This is a genomic window from Arthrobacter sp. SRS-W-1-2016 (assembly GCF_002009585.1).
In the GTDB taxonomy this organism is placed as follows: Bacteria; Actinomycetota; Actinomycetes; order Actinomycetales; family Micrococcaceae; genus Arthrobacter; species Arthrobacter bambusae_A.
In genome coordinates, this window is record NZ_MTPV01000015.1 from 25,408 (window position 1) to 41,495 (window position 16,088).

16 protein-coding genes and 3 tRNA genes are annotated in these 16,088 nt (G+C 64.8%); 5 read left to right on the forward strand and 14 right to left on the reverse strand.

The window, feature by feature from the left end; all coding sequences use genetic code 11:
- Positions 1 to 34: 34 nt before the first annotated feature.
- Positions 35 to 340 (forward strand): hypothetical protein, encoded by a 306-nt coding sequence (locus tag BMF89_RS03960; protein ID WP_078105776.1) that lies wholly within the window; start codon positions 35 to 37, stop codon positions 338 to 340.
- A 97-nt stretch (positions 341 to 437) separates the two neighbouring features.
- Here BMF89_RS03960 and BMF89_RS03965 read toward each other — a convergent pair.
- From BMF89_RS03965 to BMF89_RS03985, 5 genes are all read right to left on the reverse strand, one after another.
- A tRNA-Ile gene (locus tag BMF89_RS03965) sits at positions 438 to 511 on the reverse strand.
- A gap of 102 nt (positions 512 to 613) precedes the next feature.
- Positions 614 to 1,810 carry a glycosyltransferase gene (locus BMF89_RS03970; RefSeq protein WP_078105777.1) on the reverse strand — a complete coding sequence of 399 codons (1,197 nt, stop codon included), beginning with the start codon at positions 1,808 to 1,810 and terminating at the stop codon, positions 614 to 616.
- 111 nt (positions 1,811 to 1,921) lie between these two features.
- On the reverse strand, positions 1,922 to 2,827 hold the full coding sequence (locus BMF89_RS03975; RefSeq protein ID WP_078105778.1) for a DMT family transporter: 906 nt from the start codon (positions 2,825 to 2,827) through the stop codon (positions 1,922 to 1,924).
- Positions 2,827 to 3,450: a CDP-alcohol phosphatidyltransferase family protein gene (locus BMF89_RS03980; RefSeq protein WP_078105779.1), complete on the reverse strand. Its 624-nt coding sequence runs from the start codon at positions 3,448 to 3,450 to the stop codon at positions 2,827 to 2,829. Before BMF89_RS03980 ends, BMF89_RS03975 begins: the two co-directional genes overlap by 1 nt.
- Before the next feature lie 50 nt (positions 3,451 to 3,500).
- Positions 3,501 to 4,346 carry a phage holin family protein gene (locus tag BMF89_RS03985; RefSeq protein WP_078105780.1) on the reverse strand — a complete coding sequence of 282 codons (846 nt, stop codon included), beginning with the start codon at positions 4,344 to 4,346 and terminating at the stop codon, positions 3,501 to 3,503.
- Positions 4,347 to 4,522: 176 nt separating this feature from the next.
- Here BMF89_RS03985 and BMF89_RS03990 point away from each other — a divergent pair, with 176 nt between their 5' ends.
- Genes BMF89_RS03990 through BMF89_RS04000 form a run of 3 tightly spaced genes read left to right on the forward strand, consistent with a single transcriptional unit; the run spans position 4,523 to position 6,443 of the window.
- A complete protein-coding gene (locus BMF89_RS03990) occupies positions 4,523 to 5,752 on the forward strand; it encodes a multidrug effflux MFS transporter (RefSeq protein WP_078105845.1) in 1,230 nt (409 codons plus the stop codon).
- Between the two features lie 43 nt (positions 5,753 to 5,795).
- Positions 5,796 to 5,975 carry a glycine zipper domain-containing protein gene (locus BMF89_RS03995; RefSeq protein WP_078105781.1) on the forward strand — a complete coding sequence of 60 codons (180 nt, stop codon included), beginning with the start codon at positions 5,796 to 5,798 and terminating at the stop codon, positions 5,973 to 5,975.
- A 60-nt stretch (positions 5,976 to 6,035) separates the two neighbouring features.
- Entirely contained in the window at positions 6,036 to 6,443 is a 408-nt protein-coding gene (locus tag BMF89_RS04000; RefSeq protein ID WP_078105782.1) for a hypothetical protein, read from the forward strand.
- A 108-nt stretch (positions 6,444 to 6,551) separates the two neighbouring features.
- Here the strand turns inward: BMF89_RS04000 and BMF89_RS04005 are convergent.
- A tRNA-Asn gene (locus BMF89_RS04005) sits at positions 6,552 to 6,624 on the reverse strand.
- Positions 6,625 to 6,851: 227 nt separating this feature from the next.
- On the opposite strand from BMF89_RS04005, the gene BMF89_RS04010 reads away from it, so the two are divergent.
- Positions 6,852 to 7,622, forward strand: coding sequence for an MBL fold metallo-hydrolase (locus tag BMF89_RS04010; protein ID WP_078105783.1), 771 nt, complete (start codon positions 6,852 to 6,854; stop codon positions 7,620 to 7,622).
- A gap of 123 nt (positions 7,623 to 7,745) precedes the next feature.
- On the opposite strand, the gene BMF89_RS04015 is transcribed toward BMF89_RS04010, so the two are convergent.
- The 8 genes from BMF89_RS04015 to BMF89_RS04050 all read right to left on the reverse strand — a co-directional run bounded on the left by BMF89_RS04015 (position 7,746) and on the right by BMF89_RS04050 (position 16,011).
- A tRNA-Asn gene (locus BMF89_RS04015) sits at positions 7,746 to 7,818 on the reverse strand.
- A gap of 61 nt (positions 7,819 to 7,879) precedes the next feature.
- Complete coding sequence (gene dnaG / locus BMF89_RS04020) at positions 7,880 to 9,838, reverse strand: DNA primase (protein WP_078105784.1); 1,959 nt, start codon at positions 9,836 to 9,838, stop codon at positions 7,880 to 7,882.
- Between the two features lie 60 nt (positions 9,839 to 9,898).
- The gene (locus tag BMF89_RS04025) at positions 9,899 to 11,194 is read right to left on the reverse strand and encodes a deoxyguanosinetriphosphate triphosphohydrolase (RefSeq protein WP_078105846.1); all 1,296 of its coding nucleotides are present in this window, start codon (positions 11,192 to 11,194) and stop codon (positions 9,899 to 9,901) included.
- A 128-nt stretch (positions 11,195 to 11,322) separates the two neighbouring features.
- On the reverse strand, positions 11,323 to 12,504 hold the full coding sequence (gene dusB, locus BMF89_RS04030; RefSeq protein ID WP_078105785.1) for a tRNA dihydrouridine synthase DusB: 1,182 nt from the start codon (positions 12,502 to 12,504) through the stop codon (positions 11,323 to 11,325).
- Positions 12,505 to 12,562: 58 nt separating this feature from the next.
- A complete protein-coding gene (locus BMF89_RS04035; RefSeq protein WP_078105786.1) occupies positions 12,563 to 13,174 on the reverse strand; it encodes a response regulator transcription factor in 612 nt (203 codons plus the stop codon).
- Positions 13,171 to 14,277, reverse strand: a complete 1,107-nt coding sequence (locus BMF89_RS04040; protein WP_139359531.1) for a sensor histidine kinase — start codon at positions 14,275 to 14,277, stop codon at positions 13,171 to 13,173. The genes BMF89_RS04035 and BMF89_RS04040 overlap by 4 nt, the downstream gene beginning before the upstream one ends.
- 22 nt (positions 14,278 to 14,299) lie before the next feature.
- Positions 14,300 to 15,076: an ABC transporter permease gene (locus BMF89_RS04045; RefSeq protein ID WP_078105788.1), complete on the reverse strand. Its 777-nt coding sequence runs from the start codon at positions 15,074 to 15,076 to the stop codon at positions 14,300 to 14,302.
- Positions 15,073 to 16,011, reverse strand: coding sequence for an ABC transporter ATP-binding protein (locus tag BMF89_RS04050; protein WP_078105789.1), 939 nt, complete (start codon positions 16,009 to 16,011; stop codon positions 15,073 to 15,075). The genes BMF89_RS04045 and BMF89_RS04050 overlap by 4 nt, the downstream gene beginning before the upstream one ends.
- Between the last annotated feature and the right edge of the window lie 77 nt (positions 16,012 to 16,088).

The window sequence follows — 16,088 nt, forward strand, 5'->3', positions numbered from 1 at the left end:
TCGTCACTCTGACGACACTGAAACGTTCACCACGATGCACTCGTTCCCTCGGTCGAAGATCGGCTTGGCACCATCGACCGGCCCGCTCCACTGCACTATCGGTTCAAAGCCCGCTCCAGCTTGCTGCGCCTTCGGCGCGGGCCAGTACAAGGATGCCGTTGACGGCGCCCTTGTGTCCGAGCGCGCAGACCAGGACCGGGCCCAGCTTCTCGGCGACCGCGAGGTCCTCGTCCTCGTCCGTGAAATCCACTCGAGCGAAAACATGACGAGGAAGCACTACGTCCAGAAGACACATGAGGCGCCGGATAACACCTCGCTGATCGAGGCGTTCGGCAACTAAAAACGGTTCCGGTGGGTTTCCGGTGGATCGCCACCTCAGAACGCAAAAACGAGAGTGCCCCTTCCCCACGTTTCCGCAGGTCAGGGGCTCTTTTCGGTAGGGCTACTCGGACTTGAACCGAGGACCTTAGGATTATGAGTCCCGCGCTCTAACCAGCTGAGCTATAGCCCCGAGTCGGCCAGGGGCCGCCTTGTCAGCGTCCTCCCGGCCAAAACACTCTAGCAAAACTATTCGGCTCCCGACGCCAAGCTGGGGTCAAGCCGATCCGCGTGGCTAGATGACCTTGTCCTCGTAGCCCGCTCCGCGGTAGAGGTCCTCGAACGTCTGTAGAGTGCCTTGGATGCTGTGCGGTTCCACCATGGCGCGGCTCGCCTTGCCCATGGCTTCGAGTTCGCCGGCCGGCAAACGGAAAAGCTCTGTGATCCTGGCTGCCAACTCGTTGCTGTCCCCTGGCGTGAACAGGTGTCCGTTTTCGCCGTCGCGCACAAGGTGCGGCAGGGCCATCGCATCGGCGAGAAGAACCGGCGTCGACGCCGACATCGCCTCGAGCGTCACGAGGGACTGCAGTTCGGCGGTTCCGGGCATGCAGAACAGATCAGCGCGAAGGTATGCCTTCCTGAGTTCCTCATCGCTTGCGAGCCCCAGGAACTTGACCCGATCGCTCATGCCCAGGCGCTTGGCTTGGGCCTCCAATGCGGGACGGACTTCGCCGCCGCCGACGATCTCAAGATGCACATTGAGTTCGGCGGGTGTTTTGGCGACCGCGTCGATCAGGACGTCCACATGCTTTTCCTCGGCAAGGCGGCCGACGAAGAGAACGGTGGGGTCGGGATTCCGCTCGATCTCTTCGCCCGGCCCAAGTTCATAAGCGGCCGCGTCGATACCGTTGGACAAGGGCAGGACCTTGCGGAGGAAAGCGTGCTGGTGCATGGCCTTCGCAGCAAGCGGCGTGGGAGTGGTGACGACGTCGGCCTGGCCCATGACCTTGCCCATGTCCTTCCACGAGACGCGCCCGATGATGTCCTTGAACCACTGCGGGAACGGCAGGAACGGATTAAGGTTTTCGGGCATGAAGTGGTTGGTGGCGATGATCCGGATGCCCCGCTTCTTCGCCTCGTAGAGAACGTGCTCGCCGATCATGTAATGGCTTTGGATGTGAACGACGTCGGGCTGGACCTTGTCGAAGAGCAGCCGTATGTCGTTTTTGATTTCCCAGGGGTAGCAGATGCGGAAGTACTCGTGCGTAAAGACGCCGTGGGACTTCAAGCGATGGACCGTGCCCTCATCGCCGAACTCGGTAAAGCTCTTGCCGTTGTCAGCCCGGCAAGCCAGCACATGGACGTTGTGCCCCCGCGCCTTCATTCCTTTGGCAAGCCGGTACCCGAACTGAGCAGCACCGTTGACCTGCGGGCGGTAGGTTTCCGCCGCAATCAGGATGGTGAGTGGTTTGTTGGTTTCGGGAACGGTCACGTGGAGAACTCCTGATGGTCACGGTGCGAACATCGCAAAACGCCTGGCCCTGCGGTGTCTTCGCCGGTTGCCTGCCGCGGGTGTGCGGGGCACGGTTGTCGAACTTTTGCCCTAGGCCTTCCGGCTTGCTGCCGCCTTCGCGTCACGTTTTCGCTTGGTGACCTCGGGATGGTGCCGGCTCAGGGCAATAACCCCCACGATAGCAAGGGAAGCGGCCACAGCCATGCCGATTGCAAGCACGGCGTGGACATCGGGACGAAGCTCACCCAAAATTGCGATCCCAATGGCAATTCCGACAATGGGGTCCACCACGGTCAACCCAGCGATCACCAAATCCGGCGGCCCGCCCGAATAGGCACTCTGCACGAACCAGGAGCCGAGGCCGCCTGCCGCGGCAATGGCGACCACGGTGTACCACTGCACGTTCAACAGAAAGTGCCCGTTGGGGTCCAGCAGGTGCCGGCCGATGATGCGCGTCAGGACGGCGACGAACCCGAACAACACCCCGGCTCCCAGGATGTACACGAAAGCACTCAAGCGGTGCCGGAACATGACGGCCAAGGTTCCAAAGAGCCCGACGGCGAGGGTCAACAGCAGCACGATGGTTATTTCGTCCTCGCCGCTGACGTGATGGTTCTCCTGGGTGGCGTTGACGGCCAACAGGACGAACATTGCCGAGCCGGTCACGCAGGCAGAGATCGCCACCACGGTGCCGCGGTTGATGCTGAGTCCCTGGTCCTTCGCGTTGACCACCGTGGTGATGACCAAGGCGATGGCGCCGATGGGCTGGACCACCGTCAAGGGTGCCGACACCAACGCAATGGCGTTCATGCCCATGCCCAAGGCCAGGAGCAGCAGGCCGAACATCCAGCGCGGATTTCGGAGGAGCCTCAGGAAACCATGGGAACTCAAGGCGAGGCCACCAGTATCGGCTTTGACTGCGCTGCCCTGCCGCTGAGCGCCAATGGCAAGGCAGAACGCGCCGAGCACGGCAAGAAGGACTGCCAGCCAAACCATCAGTTGCGACCGCCGTCGTGGGCTTTGAGTTCTTTGCCCTTGCGGAGGATTGCCCAGAAATAGTTGTAGGCCGCCACCCAGTGTCCTGCCAGACCCAAGCCCAGGCAGATCCAGGCGATCACGAAATAGACACCGGCGAAGGGAACCGCGAGCTTGGAGAGGACCAGGAGGGGTGTGCCCAGGAGCAGGAACGCGGTGCGGATCTTCCCGATCCGGCTCACCGGGAGGTCGGGGTGGCTATGAAAATAGAACAACGAGGCTGTGGCCAGGACGACGTCGGGCACCACCAGGGCGGCCAGGTACCACCAATCCACCACCCCGGCGATGGCGAGCGTGACAGCGACCGTGATGAGTGCCAGGCGGTCCGCGACGGGATCGAGGATGCGGCCTAGTTTGGAAGTCTGGTTGAAACGCCGTGCGACGTAGCCATCCACCCAGTCGGTACCGCCCATGATGGCAAGAACCAGGACAGCGAAACCGTATTCCCTTTGCCAGAGCACCAGCCACACGAACAGCGGGACGCCCATGAAGCGCAAGACAGTCAGGAAATTGGGGACGGTGAAGATGAGATCATGGTCGATCTGTGGCTGGCCCCGGCGTGCGCCTGCACCGATGAACTTCACCTGTCCCCCTTTCCGTGGTCCGCAGCTGACGCTGGTGATTGCCGTCCCGATTACTTGAACAGCTTCCGTAGACCTACTGCGGCCACCGTGGCGGAAGCGGCGAAGAGCAATAGCTCCTTCCAGCGCGCGGCGAGCCGTTCCGGCAAGCCGGCCGGAACCTTCTCACTGAAATCCGTGAACTTGTCGGCAGCGAACCGGCGTCCGTCGTCGAACTTGTGCCCGGCAACGTCGAGGAGGACCTTTCCCTGGGTCTTGACGTCGAGCTCGACGCCGAGCTGATCGCGAACGTCGGCGAGATGTTCGCGGCGCTGCTCCAGACGGCGGAGCAGCTCGGCTTCGCTCGGGGCGGGGGGCTGCTCGGCTTTGCGTGCTTCTTCCTTGGCGGCCTTTTCGGCCTTGGCCTTCTCTGCCGCAGCGGCTTTCGCTGCTTCCGCCGCCTTGTATGCCTCCGACGACGGGTCAAGGACGCTCGCGTCGAACGACGTACCCTCCTTGACTATGCCGAGATCGTGCTTGATGCCCCGGATGGTCTTTTCGGGTACCAACGGCATGGCCGCCTTGAACGCACGGAAGGCGACAAGGGCTCCGATGAGAATGATCACAAGGAACGCCGCCGCAACAACAAGCGCAGCCAGCCACGGGGGCATGACGGTGGCCAGGCCCAAGATTGCCGCCACCACCAGGGCGATGACAAGCAAGGACAAAAAGACCAGCGCAACGCCAACGAACGCGCCGGCGACTCCCAGGTGCTTTCCCTTGCCCTTGAGCTCGAGCTTGGCCAAGCTGATTTCGTCGTTGAGCTGCCGCGGCGCGAGCCGGGCTGCAAGCTTCAGGGTATTCGGCAACGCCGAAATGCCCGGGCGTTGGCCGGCCCGGCCGCTGTGACGTCCACTCATAGGTCCCGCCTCACTGCTTCCTTCTTGCTCCTACCCGCTCCTGCACGCACACGATGACAACCGCCCACGCGCACCTGTCCACAAAACTACCATTCAGCCTCAGTCTCAACTTCCGGGACAGGCCTGCGGCGCGCCCCGCTATCGCTGATAAATATGATCTGTGGCACATAGGATTGATAATCGTGAACACTCCCCCTGTACCGGGCGATTCCCTCAGTCGACGCGAAAAACTCCTCTATATCCTGCTGCTTGGCGCATTGACCGCCTTGGGTCCATTTACCGTGGATCTCTATCTACCGGCGTTTCCCGCCCTCGAACGTCATTTCGACGTATCAGCCGCTGCGATCCAACTCACACTGACCGGCACCACGGTGGGCTTCGCAATCGGTCAATTGGTGGTGGGTCCGTTCAGCGACAAGTTCGGACGCCGCATGCCCTTGATCCTGGCCACCGCACTGCACATCGGGTCTTCCCTCGGCGCAGCGCTGTCCACGGATATCAGCACGCTTGCCCTGTTCCGCGTCCTGATGGGCGTGGGTGCCGCCGGCGGTGGCGTGGTGGCCATGGCCATGGTCAGGGACCTCTTCGCGGGCTATGCGATGGTACGGATGTTCTCCCGTATGTCCTTGGTGAATGGCCTGGCGCCCATCCTGGCTCCGATTATCGGTTCACAACTGCTTTTGGTAGTGCCATGGCCCGGGATCTTCTATTTCCTGGCGAGCTACGGATTCCTGGTAATCATTGCCGCAGTGTTCCTCATCCGGGAGACATATCCCGCTGAGCTCCGCCGGCAGACGACCTCGACGGCGGCCCAACGCTACAGGGCCGTGTTCGCCGACCGGATTTTCGTCGGGATGCTCCTCGTAGGCGGGTTCAACTTCGGCGGCCTGTTTGCCTACCTTTCCGCGTCCACTTTCCTGTTTCAACAGGTCTACAACTTCTCACCTCAGGAATACGGCCTGCTTTTTGGTGTCAACTCGCTGGGCATCGTCGCCGGCGTCCAGATCAGTTCCAGGGTCATCCGACGGGTGGCACCCCAATGGATCATGGCTTTTGCCACAGTCTGGATGCTGTTGATGGCAGTGTTGATCGTGGTGTTCGACCTGCTCCACTTCGGCCTATGGGGCGTCATGGTCCCGCTGTGGTTCTACATCCTCGCCACCGGATTCATGTTCCCCTGCGTCCAGGTGATTGCCCTGGCCAACCATGGTGCACAGGCCGGGACGGCAGCTTCCCTGCTGGGTGCCTCCAACTTCCTGATGGCCGGAATCATCCCGCCCGTGGTCGGCTGGCTTGGAGTCGGCTCAGCCATTCCCATGGGTGCCGTCCAGGCTGTGTGTCTCGCAGGCGCCGTGGCGGCGCTGTGGCTCGTCGTGCGGCCGCGGTCCGTCCCCTCCATCCACTGATGTTCGACGGCGGGCCGTCCGCAAGGCGAAGTAGGCTCAAGTCATGACGCGCAAACCGCACCGCAACGGCAGGGGCCTTTTCCTCGGAGCGGTGCTTGGCGCCGTCGTCGGCTTCCTGCTGGGCCGCGGGGCCGGAAACCCTGTGTTCGGAGCCCTGCTGGGCGCGGTGATCGGTTCAGCACTCCTCTACCGGATCAATCCCGGGCCGTGGAAAAAGGACTAGGCAGGCCTTCCGTTGCTGCGGGGCCTGTTGCCGGTCATGGCCCGGCGATAAAGTTGAGTTGTGCCCCGTTGGCAGGAACTGCAGCCTATTCCAGCTCCATGGCAGCGCAAGGATGATGGCATCCTGCCGCTGTGGTGGGATCGTCTATGCACGGTGACCAGCCCGCAATCGGCAGCCCTCTATGCGGCCGGCCTCTTCACGGAGGACCGCCGCCGCCCGATTGCGCAATGGTTCAATCCGAGCAACGGCGCGGCCCTGCTCGTGGCTCCCGAGACCTCTCCCGAATGGCCTGTCCAGCGCTTCGGAATCTTCTACGCACCCCCAGGGGGCGGATTCACCCGAGTCCACTCCGCCGCCCACGAATGGCACCCGCGGGAACCGCGGACCCCGCCCACCGAAGATGACGCCTTCCAATCCGCCGTGGCAGAAGCAGCAAGGTTCCTCCAGGTGGAGATGGACTTCGTCTGAAGTCGTGACGGCGGAATTCTGCCCGTTCGAATAATCGCCCAAAATCAGGCAAAACGACGCAAAAAAACAGGCCCCGCACCAAATAAAACCGGTGCGGGGCCTTTCGCGCTCCTCCGACTGGACTTGAACCAGTAACCCTTCGATTAACAGTCGAATGCTCTGCCAATTGAGCTACGGAGGAATGAAGCGGTTATGACTTTAGCAAAGGTTTTGCCTCAAGTGAAATCGAGCCCCGGGCACTGCGGGAAGGACGGCAAAATACCCCTCCCGGGTATCTTCGATGGTGCCATGCCGACGCCCTCACCGAGGATAGGATGGTCCGGCGCGCACGAGGCGCTCACGATCCGCGCACGAGGCTCGCGAGGTGCGTCCACGGCGCATCCGTGACGCACAGGAACAGAAGGAAGCATGTCGAAGAACTGGTCAGCCGAGGACAACGTGAAGGAAGTTGCCGAGGACGTCTTTTTCGTCCAAGGCCCGGCAGTCAATTGGACCATCCTCACGCGGGGCGAAGAATTCACCCTCATTGACACGGGCTATCCCGGGAACTGGCCGCTGCTCCAATCGAGCATGAATTTCCTGGGACTGGCCATGGAAAATGCCGCCGGAGTTCTCCTGACGCATGGCCACTCTGACCACATCGGCAATGCGGCGAGAATATCCGCAATGGGCATTCCGGTATTCGCGTCCCAGGCGGAGTTGCCGAACATCCGCCGGGAGGTCCTCGAGCAGGTCACCATCAAGGATCTCGGTGTGCGGATGCTCCGGCCCAGGGTCGGCGCGTGGGCCCTGCACGCCGTCCGATCCGGGGGCTTGTCCGACGTCGCGGTCCCGGGCGTCGCTGCGATGACCCAGGACACCCTGGACGCGCTCCCGGGATCTCCCCGGATCATTGCCACGGCAGGGCACACCAGCGGCCACGCGTCTTTCTTCATCCCTTCAGCCAAAGCCGTGGTCACCGGGGACGCGCTCGTCACAGGCCACGCCGTCAGTCCGGTCTGCGGGCCACAGCTGTTGCCCGCCGTCTTCCATCACCTCCCGGCGGAGACCGTGGCCAGCATAGGGATCCTCGGGGAGTCGGGCGCCGAAACGATCCTCCCGGGCCATGGACCGGTGATGAGCGTGCCCGACGGGAAAATCGAGCTCGTCTCTGACGGCACGTACTCCCCTTTCGGCTGAGTCGGCGGCCCTTCCGGCCGGGTACGCGCACCGCAGCCTGAGTGGACGAGCGGAAGACCCGGTCCGACACATAGACGCCAAAAATCCCCGCCCTCTGCTGAGGACGGGGATTTTTGAGTAGCGCTCCTCCGACTGGACTTGAACCAGTAACCCTTCGATTAACAGTCGAATGCTCTGCCAATTGAGCTACGGAGGAATGAAGCGTGTACAAGCCTAACAAAGGGCTGACGGGAAACGAAATCGGCGCCGGGAAGGCCCTAGCTGTCCATGCGCAGGGCGCGGCGCTGCATTTCCAGCTGCATGAGTTCCCGGTTGAGGCGTTGGAACTCTTCCGGCTGGGCCGATGCGTCCAGACGCTGCAATTGGCCCATCTTGTCCGCCTTGACCCTGGTGATCTGCAATTCGAAAAGCCGGGCCAAAATATCGCGGCAATACCGCTGAAGCGCTTCGGGCGTGCTGGCAGGCAATGGAACCACGGCAAGCTCGGAGACCAGGCCCTGGAGCGGCTCCGGAACCTCCTGCCGGATCCCTTCCACCCAGGCCACAGGGTCCCCGGCGTGGACCAGCCCGGCAGCCCGGATGGCGGTGTGCACAGCTGAGTAGGCAGGAGTGACGAAGTGGCAGGCCTCAAACCGTTCCCAGGCTCCGCCGCCAAGGGCAGCCTCGCCCCCAAGGACGGCAGGGTTCTGGATGACCACCTCAAGGGCCTGCCGCTCCATGGCGGCGATGGGATCGCGGGGATCCGGGCGCATGAAGGCGATGTGGGCGTCCGACGGCGGTGCTGCTGCCGGTTGGCCGGCTTGGCCCGGCGTTGTGCCCTGCCCGTGCCCCGGCGTTCCTGGAGTGCCCGCAGTTCCCGCGGTGCCCGTTGCCGGTGCGCCCGAGGCGGCACGTTTGGCGGCCAGGCCCACTGCGCGGCTGACTTCCTCGATGGGCATGCCGAGCCAGCCCGCCAACTCCCGCACATAGGCCGGACGGATGCCGGAATCCCGGATCTGGGCCACGACCGGGGCGGACTCCCGCAAGGCGGCCACCCGGCCTTCCACGGTGTCCAGGTTGTGGCGTTTGAGTGAGGCCCGGATGGCGAATTCGAAGAGGGGCCGGCGGGTGCCGATCAGGTCCCGGACGGCCGCGTCCCCCTTGAGCTGGCGCAAATCGCAGGGGTCGGCTCCGCTCGGTTCCACGGCAACATAGGTCTGCGCGACGAAACGCTGGTCCTCCTCAAAGGCGCGCAATGCCGCTTTCTGCCCGGCGGCGTCGCCGTCGAAGGTGAAGATGACCTCACCCCCGGTGCCGTCGTCGGACAGCAAACGGCGCGCGATCTTGATGTGGTCCGTGCCGAAAGCCGTACCGCACGTGGCCACGGCGGTGCCGACGCCGGCAAGGTGGCAGGCCATGACGTCCGTGTACCCCTCCACCACCACCAGTTGCCGGTCCTTGGCGATGTTCCGTTTGGCGAGGTCGATGCCGTAAAGGACCTGGGACTTCTTGTAGAGCACGGTCTCCGGAGTGTTCAGGTACTTCGGGCCCTGGTCGTCCTCGTAGAGCTTGCGGGCACCGAAGCCGATGGTGTCGCCGGCGATGTCCCGGATGGGCCAGATGAGCCGGCCCCGGAAGCGGTCGTAGATGCCCCTGTTGCCTTCGGAAAACATTCCCGTCAGCTTCAGCTCAGCATCCGTGAATCCGCGTCCGCGCAGGTGTTTCAGGAGGGAGTCCCAACCCTGCGGCGCGTAGCCGACGCCGAACTGTTCGGCCGCGGTGCGATCGAAGCCGCGGCCGTGGAGGAAGTTTCGGCCCTCGGCGCCACCCGCAGTGAGAAGTTGGGCACGGAAGAACTCGTCAGCGATCTTGTGGGCATCGAGCAGCCGTTGGCGCTTGCCGACCTCTTCGCGGTTGGGACCTGTGCCGCCGTCTTCATAGCGAAGCTCGTAGCCGATCCGGGCAGCGAGCTTTTCCACGGCCTCGTGGAAGGAACTGTGATCCATCTTCTGGACGAAGGAGATGGCATCGCCGTCTTCGCCGCAGCCGAAGCAATGGTACCGGCCTACTTGGGGACGGACTGTGAACGACGGCGAGCGCTCGTCATGGAAGGGACAGAGACCTTTGAAGGTGCCCAGGCCGGCGCCCTTGAGGGTGACGTAGCCGTCCACGACTTCCTTGATATCGGTGCGCTGGCGTACTTCGTCGATATCTTCACGTTTGATCAGGCCAGCCACGTCACCATCCTAGTCGCTCCGCACGGGCAACCGTGGGCCGCCATCGATGTCGCCCGGGGCCTACCAGAGCGACGGCAGGCTGCCTACAAGCCGTTCGTACATCGCCAGCGCCGAAGCGTCCGTCAGCGACGCCACCTGGTCGATGACGACGCGAAGACGGGCGCCGTCGTCGGGCGCGTCCCGCCAGTCCGCGGCGAACATCGGTTCAAGATGCCGGTCTCCGCTCGCGTTCAGCACGCCGACGAGGGCGTGCAGGACTTCGCGCTGGCGCTCATAGACGGGTTGCCGATGGTCAGTGGAGATCACGAACGTCGTGGCAAGTCCCTTCATGGCCGCGATCTCGGTGACAGTTTCCTCAGGGACCATGAGTTCCGCGGCGTACCGGGTGAGGTGGTCCGGGCCGAAGTGCGCCCTCGTGGTCTCCAAGGCGCTTTGGCAGAACCGGCCGATCAACTGGCTGGTCATGTCCTTCAGCGCGGCCATCGACTTCCGGCTGCCGTCGGCCTCACGCACCCACACGCTGGTGGCTTCGAGGCGGGCCAGCGCAGCGTCGATTTCAGCGGGATCGTTGTGGGGCAAGTACCACTGCTTGGTGTACCCCACCACGCGGGCCCGGTGGTCCGGATTGTCCAGCCACTTCAGCTGGAAATGGCCAGCAACGATGGCGTCCTCGACGTCGTGGACGGAGTACGAGATGTCGTCGGCCAGGTCCATCACCTGGGCCTCGATGCAGGAGCGGTTGCCCGGCGCGCCGTCGCGAAGCCACGCAAACACGGGCAGATCGTCCTCATAGGCACCGAATTTGCTGCTCCGCTGCCCGTGGATGACGGGGGCGTCCACGGCGGACCACGGGTACTTGGAGGCCGCGTCAAGGCTGGCGCGGGTCAGGTTCAGGCCCGCGGGCCGGCCGTCGGCGGCAAGGACCTTGGGCTCAAGGCGGGTCAGCAGGCGCAGGGTCTGGGCGTTGCCCTCGAAGCCGCCGATTCCGTGGGCTACCTCGTTGAGCGCGGATTCCCCGTTGTGCCCGAACGGCGGGTGGCCAAGATCGTGGCTCAGGCACGCCGTGTCCACAACATCCGGATCGCAACCGAGCGCGCGGCCCAACTCGCGGCCCACCTGGGCCACTTCAAGGCTGTGCGTCAGGCGGGTGCGGACAAAGTCGTCGGTGTCCGGTGCCACCACTTGGGTCTTCGCCCCGAGCCGCCGGAGTGCTGACGAATGCAGCACCCTTGCCCGGTCCCTCTCGAAGTCCGAGCGGTAGGTGTTCTTGCGGGGTTCCTGGACCCAGCGTGCCGAGTCGGCTTCCACATAGCCTGGAATGCCCGTTGCGTTTTCGGCCGGGCGTGCTGCAGACATCGCTTCAGTTCCCATGGGTATCTGCCTCCTCCGCTTGCCGTGCGCCGGCGTCTCTTCAGCCGGTGCCTATGCAGCAAGTTTTCCACGACTCGGGCCGTGCGCGTGCACGCGCCGACCCGGGCCGCGCTCTAGCCGCCTGAGACGTCGAGTTCGGCTGCGGCGATATCGCGGGTCTGGTCCGCGTCCATCTGGCGGCTGAGCAGCCAGTCCTTGGGCAACGCTGGCTTCTTGGGGGAACCCGCACGCCCGCGCGGGCCTTCCGAGTCCGTTCCCGGATACGGCAAGTCCATGTCCAGTTGGTCCAGCAGTTCGCGCAGTACCTCGAGGGTCGGCACGGTGGCCAGTTTGGCGCGCAGTTCCCCGCCCACGACGTAGCCCTTGAAGTACCAGGCCATGTGCTTGCGGATCTCGCGCAGCGCCTTGTACTCGTCGTTGCCGAAGGTTTCGATCATGAGCTCGGCATGGCGGTAGACGCCGTCGGCCACCTCGCGCAGCCCAGGACGATGGCGCTGATCGCTTCCCTCAAACGCGGCCTGGAGGTCGCCGAAGAGCCACGGGCGGCCCTGGCAGCCGCGGCCCACCACGACGCCGTCGATCCCGGTTTCGCGCACCATGCGGACGGCGTCTTCGGCGGACCAGATATCGCCGTTGCCCAGGACGGGAATGTCCGGGAGCGCCTCACGCAAGCGCGCGATGGCGGACCAGTCGGCCTGGCCGGAGTAGAACTGCGCGGCCGTGCGGCCGTGGAGCGCGACGGCGGCAACACCGGAATCGCGGGCGATGCGTCCGGCGTCGAGGTACGTGAGGTGGTCCTCGTCAATGCCCTTGCGCATCTTGATGGTCAGCGGGATATCGCCCTTGGACGCTTCCTTGACGGCCGTCTGGACGATGGAGGTGAAAAGGTCGATCTTCCAGGGCAGTGCGGAGCCGCCGCCGCGCCGGGTGACCTTGGGCACGGGACAGCCGAAGTTGAGGTCGATGTGGTCCGCCCGGTCTTCTTCGACGAGCATGCGCACGGCCTGGCCCACGGTGACAGGATCCACGCCGTACAGCTGCACGGAACGGACTTTTTCGTCGTCGTCGTGGGAGATGATGCGCAACGATTCCGGGGTGCGCTCGACCAGGGCACGGGAGGTCACCATCTCCGCGACGTACAGGCCGCCACCGTATTCACGGCACAGCCGGCGGAAAGCCGAGTTGGTGATTCCGGCCATCGGCGCAAGGATCACGGGGGTGTCCACGGTGATCCGGCCGAGCTGCAGCGGGGGCAGTTCGAGCTTGGGCGAAGGGGGCGTTGCTACTACAGTCACCCGTCCATTGTCTCAAAGCGGGGCAAATCGATTGGCCCGTCCGTTCTCGCGGCGCTTGCTAGAGCAGCCAGCCGTTGTCTTCGGCGATCCGCACAGCCTCGGCACGGGTCCGCCCGCCGGTCTTGGCCATCGCTGCGGACAGGTAGTTCCGCACGGTCCCTTCGGAAAGCATCGCCGACTTCGCGATATCGGCCACCGTGCCGCCGTCGGACGCTGCCTTGAGCACCTCCCCCTCGCGTTCGGTCAACGGGCTGTCCCCCGCGGTCAAGGATTCGGCGGCGAGCACGGGGTCCACCACCCTGAGCCCCTGATGGACGCGGCGCACCGCTTCGGCCAATTGCCGCGCCGGCGTGTCCTTGACAACGAATCCGGAGGCGCCGGCCTGCATGGCGCGCTTGAGGTAGCCGGGCCGCCCGAACGTGGTGACCATGAGGACGCGGCACGACGGTGCGGCCCGCCGCACGGCCGCTGCCGCGCTGATCCCGTCGTGACCGGGCATCTCGACGTCGAGCATCGCCACATCCGCGGAGTGCTCGACGACGGCGGCCGCCACGCCTGTCCCGTCGCCCAGTTCGGCGACCACCTCGATATCCGGCTCCAGGCCCAGCAAAGCGGCCAGTGCCCCGCGCACGAGTGCCTGGTCATCTGCGATCACCAATCGGATGCTCATACCTCCACCGCCAATCTGAACCCTCCCAGGTCACTTGGGCCAATGCTTACCGTTCCCCCGGCGGCACCGACGCGTTCGCGGATCCCGGCCAGTCCGTTCCCGGAGCGGCCCCCGGAGGCCGGTCCCACGCCGTCGTCCTCCACCAGGACGCTCGACGCCGTCAACCGGACGCGGCAGCGCGCGGCACCGGAGTGCCGCACGACGTTGGTGATGCCTTCGCGCAGAACCCAGCCGAAGAGCTCCCGGTGGCGTGCCGGAACCTGCTCCACGGTTCCCGGCAATTCCGCGTCGATCCCGGCCGATTCCAAGGCCGTCCGGGCGACGGCGAGTTCCGCCAGGACGTTGACGCCGCGGTAACCGGCCACCGTGGCGCGGACGTCGGCGAGCGCACCCCGGGCCAGGTCCTCCACCGCGGAGATCTCGGCGGCCGCCCGGTCCCGGGCAGGGTGGTCGCCGGGGACCGTGTCCAGCATCCTGCCTGCCAACTCGGCCTTCACGGCGATGACCGTCAGGGAATGCCCCAGGATGTCGTGCATGTCCCGGGCCACGCGGCTGCGCTCCGCCGCCACGGCTGCGTCGGCCAGTTCAGTCTGCGCTTCCCTGAGCCGTGCTGTCTGCCGGATCAGCCGGGCGAAAGCGGACATCATGAGGCCGAGGGACAGGATGATCCCGGCCTGGAGCAGGGCCTGCTCCCCGTTGCCCGTCACCAACTGCGTGGCGAAGGAGACGAGGGCCAACGCGACGATGAGGAAGAAATCGGTGCGCGGCGGAAGGGACGTCATCGCGATGGCGCAGGCGAGGAACGTCCAGGTCCACAAGGCTTCCCTTCCGATAATGAGGACCATCAGCCCGTTCAGCGCCAGCAGGATGCAGACGGACACGATGCCGGCGCGGACGCCCAGGCGCCAACTGACCTGGGGCAGGAAGACGTAGGCCCCGAAGAACACGATCAACGACGCCGACGCCGCCATTTTCCAGGCCAGCGGCTCGTCCACGGACCACACGATGTTCCACGTCGGCCACGCCCAGAGGAGGATGGAGAGTCCCGCACCGATGAACCAGCCCCGTGGCCCGGGACCATGGAACATGGCTTTGCTGGTCATGCTGCCCACCCTGGCGGCCTGTTCAGACACGTTTCGTGTCGCGGCGGAATGCCATGGCGGCCCCGGCCACGAAGATCGCGAGCCAGATGAGCACGTTGAGGATCCACGCCCAGTCGAACTCGCCGGTGATGGGGCTCCGGGCCAATTGCCCGATCCCGTAGGCGGGCGTGAACTTGGCGATGTTCCCGAAGGTCTCCCCCATGATTTCGATCGGCATGAACAGCCCACCGAGCATGGCAAGGATGGCAAGGGCCGGGCCGAGGATCTGCATGACGTTCTGGCTCGGCATGAGGTATCCGACGAACAAGCCGAGCGCGGCGAACACCAGGGAACCCAGCCAGGCGACCAACCCAGCCGTCAGCCAGGTCCGGGCATCCATGGTGACGCCGGCAATGGCGCCGATGACGAACTGGGCCACGACGGCAACGAGGGACAGCGTCAGCGCAGCCATGGCTTTCACCGCGATATACGCACCGGGCAGGAGGGGCGTGAGGCGCAGCTGGCGGCTCCAACCTTGCGCACGTTCCACTGCCACCTGGCTGCCGGCGCCGGTAGCGGCGGTCATCGCGGCGTAGACCGTGAGGCTGATGAGGATGAATTGGCCGTAGCTGTGCCCGTTGGGCAGGAGCTTGTCCTTGTTGGACAAGCCGAAAATGAAGAAGAAAACGGCCGGCATGAACACCGTGAAGATGATGGTCCGGCGGTTCCGGAGCATCCGCTTGATCTCGATCCACAGGAACGTGCGGTTGACCCCGCCGGCGGACGGTTTCCGTTCCTGGACGACTGCTGCCGTGCTCATACGAGGTCTCCTTCAAAAGTGATGCTCGTGGACTCCGGAACGGCATCGTCTCCGGTGAGGGCGACGAAAGCCTCCTCGAGGTTGTTGGCCGCCACTTCGACGTCGTGGGCGCCCGTGTTGTTGAGCAAGTACCGCACGACGGCGTCCGAGTCGCCCGTGCGGACGGTGAGGCGGCCGCCGTCGTAATCCATGCTTTCGACGGGCGGCAAGCCGGCCAGCAGTCCGCGTTCGGTTGCCGGAAGCGAAGCCTTCACGGTGCGGCCCGAGGCAAGGTTCTTGATCTGGGCGGCGGTGCCGTCCGCAACGATGCTGCCTTGCCGGACCAGGACGATCCTGTCCGCGTAGGCGTCGGCTTCTTCGAGGTAATGCGTGGCGAAGATGACGGTCCGTCCGCGCTGGGCGTCGGTCCTGATGGCGTTCCAGAAGTCTCGGCGTCCCGCGACATCCATGCCGGTGGTGGGCTCGTCCAGGATGAGCAACCCGGGATCGGAGACGAGGGCCATGGCGAAGCGCAGCCGTTGCTGCTGGCCGCCGGAGCACTTTTCGACCTTGCGGTCGGCAATCTCCAGGATGCCCGCCCGCGCCAGGACTTCGTCCACGGGGCGGGAGGAATCGAACATGGCGGCGTTGAGCTGTACGGTCTCGCGCACAGTGATGTCCCGCAGCAGGCCGCCGGTCTGCATCACCGCTGCCACCTGGCCGCGGGCGATCGCTCCCCGCGGAGCGCGGCCGAAGATGGAAACGCTTCCCTGGTCCGGGGCGCTCAATCCGAGGATCATGTCGATCGTGGTGGTCTTGCCCGCCCCGTTGGGACCGAGGAACGCCACCACCTCCCCCGGCTGCACGGTGAGGTCGAGGCCGCGTACGGCGTGGACCTTCCCGAAGCTCTTGTGCAGTCCGGCGGCGTGGACGGCCGGCACACTCGCTGTTGTCATGACTCTCCTTGGCTTGGTTGACTCCACTACCCATCAAAGCCGGGATCCGCGTCGGGCGCCGGGGGCGTGTGTCACCA

What these genes read in the sequence shown, in the direction of transcription:
- BMF89_RS04045 (WP_078105788.1), bottom strand. Translation starts at nt 15,076, where the DNA reads ATGAGCACGGCAGCAGTCGTCCAGGAACGGAAACCGTCCGCCGGCGGG.
- BMF89_RS03960 (WP_078105776.1), top strand. Translation starts at nt 35, where the DNA reads ATGCACTCGTTCCCTCGGTCGAAGATCGGCTTGGCACCATCGACCGGC.
- BMF89_RS04025 (WP_078105846.1), bottom strand. Translation starts at nt 11,194, where the DNA reads ATGTCTGCAGCACGCCCGGCCGAAAACGCAACGGGCATTCCAGGCTAT.
- BMF89_RS04050 (WP_078105789.1), bottom strand. Translation starts at nt 16,011, where the DNA reads ATGACAACAGCGAGTGTGCCGGCCGTCCACGCCGCCGGACTGCACAAG.
- BMF89_RS03975 (WP_078105778.1), bottom strand. Translation starts at nt 2,827, where the DNA reads ATGGTTTGGCTGGCAGTCCTTCTTGCCGTGCTCGGCGCGTTCTGCCTT.
- BMF89_RS04035 (WP_078105786.1), bottom strand. Translation starts at nt 13,174, where the DNA reads ATGAGCATCCGATTGGTGATCGCAGATGACCAGGCACTCGTGCGCGGG.
- BMF89_RS03985 (WP_078105780.1), bottom strand. Translation starts at nt 4,346, where the DNA reads ATGAGTGGACGTCACAGCGGCCGGGCCGGCCAACGCCCGGGCATTTCG.
- BMF89_RS03995 (WP_078105781.1), top strand. Translation starts at nt 5,796, where the DNA reads ATGACGCGCAAACCGCACCGCAACGGCAGGGGCCTTTTCCTCGGAGCG.
- BMF89_RS04010 (WP_078105783.1), top strand. Translation starts at nt 6,852, where the DNA reads ATGTCGAAGAACTGGTCAGCCGAGGACAACGTGAAGGAAGTTGCCGAG.
- BMF89_RS04040 (WP_139359531.1), bottom strand. Translation starts at nt 14,277, where the DNA reads ATGACCAGCAAAGCCATGTTCCATGGTCCCGGGCCACGGGGCTGGTTC.